Genomic DNA, 10713 nt, shown 5'->3' on the forward strand with positions numbered 1-10713 from the left:
TTTTTCGATGGCTAAGGGGCAATCTTTACAGGACCCATTCCTCAATGCGCTGCGGCGCGAGCGAGTGCCCGTGTCGGTGTATCTGGTCAATGGCATCAAGCTGCAGGGCACGATCGAGTCGTTCGACCAATTCGTGGTCCTGCTGCGCAATACCGTGAGTCAGATGGTGTACAAGCACGCCATTTCCACGGTGGTGCCGGCGCGCAACGTGCGCGTGGGGCCTGGTGGTGGGTATGTGCAATCCAATGAAGGCAATCAGGCGGAAGATGACGACGTCGAGCAGTAACGGAGTAGTGCGTGTTTGATCGGTCCCGCAAGGGTGAACACGCGTTGTTGATACAGACCCACTCCGGCGGGCCTGCCGAAGACGATGTGTTGGAGGAGTTCGCCGACCTTGCCAAGTCGGCGGGCGCCACGGTGGCGGCCACGCTCACCGCACGCATCGATAAGCCCAGCCCGTCGACCTTGATCGGTAGCGGCAAGCTGGAAGAGGTCAAGGCCGCAGCCGAGGCCACCGGCGCCGATCTGGTGTTGGTCAATCACACCCTGTCGCCTGGCCAGGAGCGCAACCTGGAGCGGTATCTGGAGCGGCGTGTGATCGACCGCACCGGGTTGATCCTGGACATCTTCGCGCAACGTGCGCGCAGCCACGAAGGCAAGTTGCAGGTGGAACTGGCGCAGTTGCGCCACATGGCCACGCGGCTGGTGCGTGGCTGGACGCATTTGGAGCGTCAGCGCGGTGGCTCCATCGGCCTGCGCGGCCCCGGCGAAACCCAGCTGGAAACCGACCGCCGCCTGCTGCAAAAGCGCGTCGAACAGTTGCAGCAGCGGCTGGAAAAGGTCGAGGTGCAGCGCACCCAGATGCGTCGTGCGCGGATGCGCAGCGAACTGCCACGGATTGCACTGGTCGGTTACACCAATGCCGGCAAGTCGACGCTGTTCAACGTGTTGACCGGTGCAGAGGCTTACGTGGCAGATCAATTGTTCGCCACGCTCGATCCCACCGTGCGACGCATTGCGTTGCCGGGCGGCAGCGCGATTCTTGCCGACACGGTCGGCTTCGTGCGTGATCTTCCGCACGAGCTGGTCGCCGCGTTCCGCTCGACGCTGTCGGAGGCGCGCGATGCCGATCTGTTGCTGCACGTTGTCGATGCGGCAGACCCGTTGCGCGAAGAACGCATCCTGCAGGTCGACGAAGTGTTGCAGGCCGTCGGTGCCGGCGATCTGCCGCAGCTGCTGGTATTCAACAAGATCGACAAGATCGCAGGCGCCGAAGTGCGCCGCGACGCGCAGGACGGCATTCCTGACCCGGCCCGCCGCGAACGTGTGTGGGTATCGGCGCGCGACGGGCGCGGGCTGGAAGAATTGCAGCATGCGCTCGGCCAGCGGCTGGACCTGCGCCACCTGACCGGCCAGCTACGGCTACCACCGTCTGCCGGCCGCCTGCGGTCCAGGCTGCATCAGCTGGAAGTGGTGCGCAATGAGCAATCCGACGAAGAGGGTTGGTTGCTCGAGGTCGATCTGCCGATGGTCGAGGCAGAGCGGTTGGCTGCCGGCGAGGACGGTGCGCCACTGCGCGCAATGCTGCCGGATCGTCGCGAAGACTGGGAAGCGTGAAGAACGCAGCACGCTCGGTATGACGAGAGCGTGCTGCTGCTTCAAGGCGAATGGGGCAGGGTGTACCGCATCGCCGTGCGGCAGTTGCCAGGCCTCGTCCTGGCCAGCCGGAACTTACAGAAAACCCGTAGAGCAGTGGGTGCTGCGGAAGAGTGCAGTCGTGCGCTCATGCAGCGCATCACATCTGTCCTCAGTAATGCAGTGCCATCGTTGCGGTGCTTAGGTGGCTTGAAGGCGGCGCTGCACGTTGACCGCGTGCGGCCGGCATCTCGGCGCACATGCAAGCCCGGCCAGACCCGGCGTACCGCATATTGGCCACACATCGCCACTGAACCTTGGCCGCCTGGCGCCCAGGCGGAATCGGCGCCAGCGGCAGACAGGCGCGACGAATTGGGCTAAAACGTCCGCTGCCCCCTCCTTGCCGTGCCCATGTCTTTTTCCGCCGATTCCGAACTGCAGCAGCTGGCCGAAGCCCTCGGGCAGCAATTGCTTGCCGCGCGCGAGCGCCTGGTCACTGCCGAGAGTTGCACCGGAGGCTGGATCGCCAAGGCAGTGACCGATGTCGCCGGCTCCTCGCATTGGTTCGATTGCGGGATGGCCGCCTACAGCTATGAGGCCAAGCAGGCGCTGCTCGGCGTCCGCCCACAGACCCTGGAAGTGCATGGGGCGGTCAGTCGCGAAACGGTGATCGAGATGGTCTCTGGGGCCCTGGTGAATTCCGGCGCAAGCATCGCAGTGGCGGTGACCGGCATTGCCGGGCCCGGCGGCGGCAGTGAGGACAAGCCGGTCGGCACGGTCTGGATCGGCTGGAAACGTCGCGGTGGTTACGCCACGGCGCAACTGTTCCAGTTCAATGGCGACCGCGATGCGGTGCGTCGTCAGACCGTCGCTGCAGCACTGCGCGGATTGAGCGCGCTGCTTTAGCACTCGTTGGGTCCACTGGATGGGGTTCGGTAGCAGATCCGCAACGCCCTATTGTCAACGCAATCTCGCCCAGCATGGAAACCCAAACGCTGTAGTTATGGACCTTCCCAAGAAACTGGCGGTGGCTCGTTGTCGACACGCCGCTGCAGCACGCTGAGCGGACGCGTTATCTGGCACATGCAACGAGGCTGCGAGGTGGCAATGGCGCAACCGAGGTGCATGCGCTGCGCACGCGTTGCAACCTGCACTGAGCTTGGACGGGGCGGGGGCGCGACAGCGGAGGGCAGATCGGCTACAAACAAGGTCTCCTCGCCGCCCAGCGTGCCAATGCATTCGTTTCTTGCTCCTGTCCCATCGGTCGCCGCGTTGCAGGCTGCTCTGTACTGCAGTGTCACGCAGCGCCTGAGCGCAACGCGCTCGCAGGCGGTGTGCTGATGTGGGAAGCGCTAGGCACGGTACGTGATCTTGGGCGTCTGCAGGAAATCGCCTCGGTCCTGATCCGCTACGGCTTCGGCGATGTGGTGCGTCGTATCGGCCTGGCCGATGTGCTTGAGCGCGCCGGCAGGCTGTTGCATTGGCAGAATGCCGAGGGCCGGTTGCGCATGTCCGCAGCGATGCGCGTGCGGCGTGCACTGGAAGAGCTCGGGCCAACCTTCGTCAAACTGGGCCAGGTGTTGGCCACGCGCGTGGACCTGCTGCCGCCGGAGTGGATCGAAGAATTGAGCGAGCTGCAGAACGCGGTGCCGGCGCTGCCATTCGATCAGATCCGTCCGCAGCTGGTCGCCGCGCTGGGTATGGAGCCGGAAAGCGTCTTCGCGCGCCTGGACGAACAACCGCTGGCGGCCGCATCGCTGGCACAGACGCATCGCGCGTGGCTGGTCGATGGCACCCCGGTGGTGTTGAAGATCCGTCGTCCCGATATCGGTGACACCATCGATGCGGATCTGCGCCTGCTCGCCCGGCTTGCTGAAATCGTCGAAACCCGCGCACCGGATCTCAAGCGCTACCGTCCTTCCGAGGTGGTACAGCAATTTACCGTCTCGCTGCGACGCGAGCTGGACTTCGCTGCCGAGGGGCGCAACGCCGAACGCATCGCCGCCAACTTCGCGCACGATGCGCAGGTGGTGGTGCCGGCGGTGTACTGGGAGTGGACCAGCGAGTCGCTCAACGTGCAGGAATTCATCGATGGGATTCCGGGGCGCGATCTGCTCGCCGTCGATGCGGCCGGCCTGGATCGCAGGGCGCTCGCACGTGCCGGTGCCGGCATCGTGCTCAAGATGGTGCTGCAGGACGGCTGCTTCCACGCCGACCCGCATCCGGGGAACATTTTTTACCTGCGCGACGGGCGCATCGCGGTCATCGATTTCGGCATGGTCGGGCGCGTCTCCGAGCAGCGTCGGTTTCAGGTCGCACAGCTGCTGCACGGCATGGTCAGCTACGACGCCGAAGCGGTGATCGACGTCTTGCTGGAATGGGCGGGCACCAGCCTGGAGATCGACGAGGCGCGTTTGCAGCAAGACATCGGTGCGTTCGTCGACGAGTATCGCGGCGTGCCGCTGAAAGAATTGCGTATTGGCGCAATGCTTGGCGACGTCACCTCCATCCTGCGCGATCACGGGCTGACGCTGCCATCGGATCTGGCACTGATGATCAAGGCCTTTCTCACCCTGGAAGGCATGGGGCGCCAACTCGATCCGGATTTCGACATGGCCACCGAGGCGCGCCCGTACCTGGAGCGCGTGGTGCTGCAGCGCTATGCGCCGCGCGCCATCGTGCGGCGTGGCCGGCGGACCGTGACTGGCGCGATCGACCTGATCGGCGATCTGCCGCGCGACCTCAAGCGCCTGTTGCAAGCCGCACGCCGCGGCAAGCTGCAGCTGCAGGTCGAAACACGCGCATTGCGCGAGTTCGGCGAGCAGGTCGACCGCGCCGCCAATCGCCTCACGATGGGGATCGTGACAGCCGCCTTGGTGATCGGCTCCTCGATCGTCATGAACAGCGTCGGCGGTAGCGCCAGCCGCTGGTTGCTCGCGCTGGGCGTGGGCGGTTTCATCGGCGCGGCGCTGTGCGGCATCTGGATCTTGTTTTCGATCTGGCGAAGCCGGCGCTAGCGCGCGACGCGTCGTCCTGATGGCGTGCGGGCAAGACGCGGCGAAATACTTGCGCAGGCGATCGTTAGTAGTAATACTACTAAACATGGACCTGACCGATACCCAGCAAGCAATCCTGGCCCTGATCGCCGAGCGCATCGACGCCGATGGTGTTCCGCCTTCGCAGACCGAAATCGCGCGCGCGTTCGGCTTCAAGGGCATACGCGCGGCGCAATATCACCTGGAAGCGCTGGAGCATGCGGGTGCGATCCGGCGCGTCCCAGGCCAGGCGCGCGGGATACGGCTGGCCGGGCAGGGTGCGCAGACACGCACGGCTCCTGTGAGCGAGGTGGCCCGCGACGATGTGCTGCGTCTGCCGGTGCTGGGCCGCGTGGCCGCGGGTCTGCCGATTGGCGCCGATATCGGCTCGGACGACTTCGTCGTGCTGGATCGTGTGTTTTTCTCGCCGTCGCCGGATTATCTGCTCAAGGTGCAAGGCGATTCGATGCGCGACGAAGGCATCTTCAACGGCGATCTGATCGGCGTGCACCGTACCCGCGACGCGCGCTCGGGGCAGATCGTGGTGGCGCGGATCGATGAGGAAATCACGGTAAAGCTGCTGAAGATCGGCAAGGACCGCATCCGGCTGTTGCCGCGCAATCCAGACTACGCGCCCATTGAGGTGCTACCGGATCAGGATTTCGCGATTGAAGGCCTGTATTGCGGGCTGTTGAGGCCTAACCGCTGAGCTCTGTGCCGATGGCCGTGCTGGCGTTTCTCCGAGCCCGCACTGCAGGATTTCCCGCTGCCACGGGACTTGCCGCCTTCTTAATCTGAGTGTGTCGCCTGCGGTCTCAGCCTGTGCGATACACCGCCGCTACATTAGCCCCATACCGAAATCACTGACGAGGATCACCCAGATGGACGAGAACAAGAAGCGCGCCCTTTCCGCCGCACTGAGCCAGATCGAAAAGCAATTCGGCAAGGGCTCGGTCATGCGCATGGGCGACCGCGTCATTGAGGCGGTCGAAGTCATCCCGACCGGCTCGCTGATGCTGGATATCGCCCTGGGGATCGGCGGCCTGCCGAAGGGTCGCGTGGTCGAAATCTACGGCCCGGAATCCTCCGGCAAGACCACCTTGACCCTGCAAGCCATCGCCGAGTGCCAGAAGAACGGCGGCACCGCTGCCTTCATCGATGCCGAGCACGCACTGGACCCGATTTATGCGGCCAAGCTGGGCGTCAATGTCGACGACCTGCTGCTGTCGCAGCCGGATACCGGTGAGCAGGCACTGGAAATTGCCGACATGCTGGTGCGTTCGGGTTCGGTTGATATCGTGGTGGTCGACTCGGTCGCTGCACTGACGCCGAAGGCGGAAATCGAAGGCGAGATGGGCGACCAGCTGCCAGGTTTGCAGGCTCGCTTGATGAGCCAGGCGCTGCGCAAGCTCACCGGCAATATCAAGCGCTCCAACACGCTGGTGGTCTTCATCAATCAGCTGCGCATGAAGATCGGCGTCATGATGCCGGGCCAGAGCCCGGAAGTGACCACCGGCGGCAACGCGCTGAAGTTCTACGCCTCGGTGCGTCTGGATATCCGCCGTATCGGTGCGATCAAGAAGGGCGACGAGATCATCGGCAACCAGACCAAGATCAAGGTGGTCAAGAACAAGCTGGCGCCTCCGTTCAAGCAGGTCGTGACCGAAATCCTGTATGGCGAAGGCATCAGTCGCGAGGGCGAATTGATCGACATGGGCGTGGAAGCCAAGCTGGTCGACAAGGCCGGCGCCTGGTACAGCTATGGCGATGAGCGCATCGGGCAGGGCAAGGACAACGCGCGAACCTACCTGCGCGACAACTCGCAGGTTGCGACCCGGCTGGAAGCGGAGCTGCGTGAGAAGTTCCAACCTGCCGAAGCACCGCGTGAAGCCGGCGACGACGAAGACAAGGAGTAAGTTGCAGCTGCACAACATCACCATTCACCGGAGTTGGTTTGCCGGGAATTTATTTGCCGTGAGTTGGTGACGGTGATGCTGTCGGTGAGCGGTTGGGGGAACCTCGCGCGATTCGTGGCCGCTCCATTGCCACCCACGTCAGCCCGGCGCTGGGGCAACAAGTTCGAGCGTGTTTGAAGTTTTTCTATCGCGAGGACGGCGGAGTCAGTGCTGTCGCTTCTCGCGGTAGATCTATCGAAGGCCAGGAGGGCAGGCGCCATGGACGGCGCATTGATGTCGTAACTGATTTTGGCGATTCGGGACACCTCAACGATGGACGAGCAAGAGCCTGCACCAAAGCGGGGGCGCCGGTTCAAGGAACAGACGCCGGTCCAGCGCGCACTCGGCCTATTGGTGCGGCGCGAACATTCCCGCAAGGAATTGAACCGCAAGCTGCTGGCCCGCGGGATCGAGCCAGATGCGGCGCAAGCGGCTGTCGATCGGCTCACGGACGAGGGATGGCAGGACGACACCCGCTTCGCTGCTGCAGTCGTGCGCAATCGCGCCGGTTCGGGCTATGGCCCGCTGCATATTCGTGCCGAGCTCGGAACCCATGGCCTGGATAGCGAGGCCATCAGTGCCGCCTTGGCGGCCTTCGAAGGGGATTGGACCGAAAACGCGCGCGATCTGATCCGCCGTCGGTTTGGCGAACAAGGCCCAACCGACCTTCCGCAGCGGCGCAAGGCCGCCGATCTGCTGGCCCGGCGGGGTTTCGAAGGCAACAGCATTCGCGCCGCCACGCGCTTCGACCTTGAGGACTGAGGGCGTCAGGCCTGCTACCCTTCGTGGTTTCAGGTTGTTCCGCTCATCTGCGCCCACATTTCATTGGGTGACCGGGACTGCCGCCCGCCCAATGCCAGCACATGAACGCACCTGCCAAATTCAGCACTTCCCAGATCCGTAGTGACTTCCTCGCGTTCTTCGAGGGGAAGGGCCACACCATCGTGCCATCCGCGCCGCTGGTGCCGGGCAACGACCCCACCTTGCTCTTTACCAATTCCGGCATGGTCCAGTTCAAGGACGTCTTCCTCGGCGCGGAGAAGCGTAGCTACGTGCGTGCCGCGGACGTGCAGCGCTGCCTGCGTGCCGGTGGCAAGCACAACGATCTGGACTCGGTGGGCTACACCGCGCGCCACCATACCTTCTTCGAAATGCTCGGCAACTGGTCGTTTGGCGACTACTTCAAGAAGGACGCCATCGCCTGGGCATGGGAACTGTTGACCCAGGTCTGGAAGCTGCCGGCCGACCGTCTGCTGGTCACGGTCTACCACACCGACGAAGAAGCCTTTGCGTTGTGGCGCGACGTGATCGGCATCCCGGAAAGCCGCATCGTGCGCATCGGCGACAACAAGGGTGCGCCTTACGCCTCGGACAATTTCTGGCAGATGGCCGATACCGGCCCCTGCGGCCCGTGTACCGAAATCTTCTTCGACCACGGCGATCACATCGCCGGTGGTCCGCCGGGGTCGCCGGATGAAGATGGCGACCGCTTCATCGAGATCTGGAACCTGGTCTTCATGCAGTTCGATCGCCAGCCCGACGGCACCCTGGTGCCGCTGCCGGCGCCGTGCGTGGACACGGGCATGGGTCTGGAGCGTCTGGCTGCGATCCTGCAGCACGTCCATACCAACTATGAAATCGACCTGTTCCAGACGTTGATCGGCAAGGCCGGTTCGCTGACCGGCGTCGCCGATCTGGAGAACAAGTCGCTGCGAGTGATCGCCGATCACATCCGCGCCTGCTCCTTCCTCATCGTCGATGGCGTGCTGCCCTCCAATGAAGGGCGCGGCTATGTGCTGCGTCGGATCATCCGGCGTGCGCTGCGCCATGGCTGGATGTTGGGCGTGCGCCAGCCGTTCTTCAGCAAGATGGTGCCCACGCTGGTCGAGCTGATGGGCGAGGCCTATCCCGAGCTGGTGGTGGCGAAAGACACGGTGGCGCGCGCGCTGTCGGCAGAAGAAGAGCGCTTTGCCGAGACACTGGACGCCGGCATGAAGATCTTCGACGAGGTCGCATCGCGCTCGCAGGACATCATCCCGGGCGCCGACGCGTTCCGGCTGTACGACACTTACGGCTTTCCGGTCGACCTGACTGCCGACATCGCGCGCGAGCGCGGCATGCGCGTGGACATGGAGGGCTTCGAGTTCGCGATGGAGCGTCAACGCGAGACCGCGCGTGCGGCTGGCAAGTTCGGCGGCGGCGTCGCATTGCCGGCGGACCTGGTCGCCAGCATGTCGCCGACCGTGTTTCTGGGTTACGAGGCGTACGATGCCGACGCCCTCAAGGTCGTGGCCATTCTCAGGCAGGGCCGCCCGGTCGAACGTGCGGAAGCGGGTGATGAGGTGATCGTGTTCACCGATCGCACGCCGTTCTACGCCGAGTCGGGTGGCCAGGTCGGCGACAGCGGCCAGCTGAGCGGCCCCGGCGTGTCGGTCGAAGTTGCCGATACGCAGAAGTTCGCCGGCCAGTTCCATGGGCATGTGGGTCGCATCAGCGAAGGTGCGCTCGCGCTTGGTGATGTGCTTGCCGGGGAGATCGATACGCAACGTCGCGGCAAAACCATCCTCAACCATTCGGCCACCCACCTGCTACACGCAGCCCTGCGCGAAGTACTGGGAACGCATGTGCAACAGAAGGGCTCGCTGGTCGCGCCTGATCGACTGCGCTTTGACTTCTCGCACTTCCAGCCGATCACTGCTGACGAGCTCGCTGTGATCGAGCGCAAGGTCAATGCTGAGGTCCGCACCAACCATGGCGTGGAAGTGCACAACATGGCCATGCAGGAGGCGCTGGATTTCGGCGCGATGGCGCTGTTCGGCGAGAAGTACGGAGAAAACGTCCGCGTGCTCAAGATGGGCGGCTATTCCACCGAATTGTGTGGCGGTACCCACGTCACCCGCACCGGCGACATCGGTTTGTTCAAGATCACCTCCGAAGGTGGCGTGTCGTCGGGTGTGCGCCGTATCGAAGCAGTGACTGGGCAGGGCGCGCTGGACTACGTGGCTGACGAGGAACGTCGCCTGCTCGAAGCAGCCAATCTGCTCGGCGGCAACACCACCGAGGTGGTGGATAAGGTGCGCGCGCTGACCGAGCGTCAGAAGCGGCTGGAGCGCGAGCTGGAATCGCTCAAGGCCAAGCTGGCGTCGGGTGCGACTGCGGATCTGGGCGCTCGTGCAATCGATGTTGCCGGAGTCAAGGTTGTCGCGGTGCGTCTGGAGGGATTCGATGCCAAGGCGCTGCGCGATGCGATGGATCGCCTGAAGCAACAGCTCGGCGATTCAGTGATCGTGCTGGCTGGTGCTTCGGGCGGCAAGGTGGCGCTTGTCGCTGGCGTGAACGGCAGCCCAACTGGCAAGGTGAAGGCAGGGGAACTCCTCGGCCACATCGCCAGTCAGATCGGCGGCAAGGGCGGTGGCCGTCCGGATCTCGCCCAGGGTGGTGGCGAGGACGGGCCCGCCCTTGCGACCGCACTCGACGGTGTCCCCCTCTGGGTCAAGCAACACTTGGGCTGAACACTTGTCCTGCTATGCCTTGCTGGCTAGCAGGATGTCCCGCTACCATTTCTGGTCTATTCCCTTTACGTAGGGCGCGTCTCACTCAGGAGGCCGTCGATGCTGGTGGGAAATCCACCGGTTCCAGGAGATTTGCAAAATGTTGATCCTCACTCGCCGGGTAGGCGAAACCTTGATGATCGGCGACTCGGTCACCGTGACCGTTCTCGGCGTCAAGGGCAATCAGGTGCGCATCGGTATCACCGCACCCAAGGATGTGGCTGTGCATCGCGAAGAAATCTATCAGCGCATCCAGCGTGGGGATGAGCCTGTCGCCTCCGGCGCACATCACGGCGACGATTCTTCGAATTGATCGTTGTCAAGGGTTTACGTTAGCCCCTCTTACCCGGTATTCTTCGCGGCCTGCCACGGACATCGCGGCAGGCAGCAAAAACTGGAGCGATGCCCGAGCGGCTGAAGGGGCTCCCCTGCTAAGGGAGTATAGGGTCAAAAGCTCTATCGAGGGTTCGAATCCCTCTCGCTCCGCCAGTGTTCTAAACGCCCGCAAATCACTGATTTGCGGGCGTTTTTATTTGT

Annotated in this window: 9 protein-coding genes and 1 tRNA gene; all 10 read left to right on the forward strand. The window is 63.7% G+C overall.

Annotated elements, in window-relative coordinates:
* Window positions 1-7: 7 nt before the first annotated feature.
* The 10 genes from hfq to AMD14_RS09340 all read left to right on the forward strand — a co-directional run bounded on the left by hfq (window position 8) and on the right by AMD14_RS09340 (window position 10665).
* Window positions 8-286, forward strand: a complete 279-nt coding sequence (gene hfq, locus AMD14_RS09295) for an RNA chaperone Hfq (protein WP_005915027.1) — start codon at window positions 8-10, stop codon at window positions 284-286.
* An 11-nt stretch (window positions 287-297) separates the two neighbouring features.
* Window positions 298-1617, forward strand: a complete 1320-nt coding sequence (hflX, locus tag AMD14_RS09300) for a ribosome rescue GTPase HflX (RefSeq protein WP_003481862.1) — start codon at window positions 298-300, stop codon at window positions 1615-1617.
* A 429-nt stretch (window positions 1618-2046) separates the two neighbouring features.
* Window positions 2047-2541 (forward strand): CinA family protein, encoded by a 495-nt coding sequence (locus tag AMD14_RS09305; protein ID WP_003481865.1) that lies wholly within the window; start codon window positions 2047-2049, stop codon window positions 2539-2541.
* Between the two features lie 434 nt (window positions 2542-2975).
* A complete protein-coding gene (gene ubiB / locus AMD14_RS09310) occupies window positions 2976-4652 on the forward strand; it encodes a 2-polyprenylphenol 6-hydroxylase (RefSeq protein WP_003481867.1) in 1677 nt (558 codons plus the stop codon).
* A gap of 85 nt (window positions 4653-4737) precedes the next feature.
* A complete protein-coding gene (lexA, locus tag AMD14_RS09315) occupies window positions 4738-5379 on the forward strand; it encodes a transcriptional repressor LexA (protein WP_005915033.1) in 642 nt (213 codons plus the stop codon).
* Window positions 5380-5551: 172 nt separating this feature from the next.
* Window positions 5552-6586, forward strand: a complete 1035-nt coding sequence (gene recA, locus AMD14_RS09320) for a recombinase RecA (protein WP_011051113.1) — start codon at window positions 5552-5554, stop codon at window positions 6584-6586.
* Between the two features lie 312 nt (window positions 6587-6898).
* Window positions 6899-7387: a recombination regulator RecX gene (gene recX / locus AMD14_RS09325; RefSeq protein WP_003481873.1), complete on the forward strand. Its 489-nt coding sequence runs from the start codon at window positions 6899-6901 to the stop codon at window positions 7385-7387.
* Window positions 7388-7488: 101 nt separating this feature from the next.
* Entirely contained in the window at window positions 7489-10137 is a 2649-nt protein-coding gene (gene alaS, locus AMD14_RS09330) for an alanine--tRNA ligase (RefSeq protein WP_011051114.1), read from the forward strand.
* 139 nt (window positions 10138-10276) lie between these two features.
* On the forward strand, window positions 10277-10489 hold the full coding sequence (csrA, locus tag AMD14_RS09335; RefSeq protein ID WP_003481884.1) for a carbon storage regulator CsrA: 213 nt from the start codon (window positions 10277-10279) through the stop codon (window positions 10487-10489).
* An 83-nt stretch (window positions 10490-10572) separates the two neighbouring features.
* Window positions 10573-10665: transfer RNA gene (locus AMD14_RS09340), tRNA-Ser, on the forward strand.
* Window positions 10666-10713: the final 48 nt, after the last annotated feature.

This window comes from Xanthomonas citri pv. citri (genome assembly GCF_000961215.1).
Lineage (GTDB): Bacteria > Pseudomonadota > Gammaproteobacteria > Xanthomonadales > Xanthomonadaceae > Xanthomonas > Xanthomonas cissicola.

Coding starts and splice junctions, on each gene's coding strand:
- hfq (WP_005915027.1), top strand. CDS start 8: ATGGCTAAGGGGCAATCTTTACAGGACCCATTCCTCAATGCGCTGCGG.
- AMD14_RS09305 (WP_003481865.1), top strand. CDS start 2,047: ATGTCTTTTTCCGCCGATTCCGAACTGCAGCAGCTGGCCGAAGCCCTC.
- ubiB (WP_003481867.1), top strand. CDS start 2,976: ATGTGGGAAGCGCTAGGCACGGTACGTGATCTTGGGCGTCTGCAGGAA.
- lexA (WP_005915033.1), top strand. CDS start 4,738: ATGGACCTGACCGATACCCAGCAAGCAATCCTGGCCCTGATCGCCGAG.
- recA (WP_011051113.1), top strand. CDS start 5,552: ATGGACGAGAACAAGAAGCGCGCCCTTTCCGCCGCACTGAGCCAGATC.
- recX (WP_003481873.1), top strand. CDS start 6,899: ATGGACGAGCAAGAGCCTGCACCAAAGCGGGGGCGCCGGTTCAAGGAA.
- alaS (WP_011051114.1), top strand. CDS start 7,489: ATGAACGCACCTGCCAAATTCAGCACTTCCCAGATCCGTAGTGACTTC.
- csrA (WP_003481884.1), top strand. CDS start 10,277: ATGTTGATCCTCACTCGCCGGGTAGGCGAAACCTTGATGATCGGCGAC.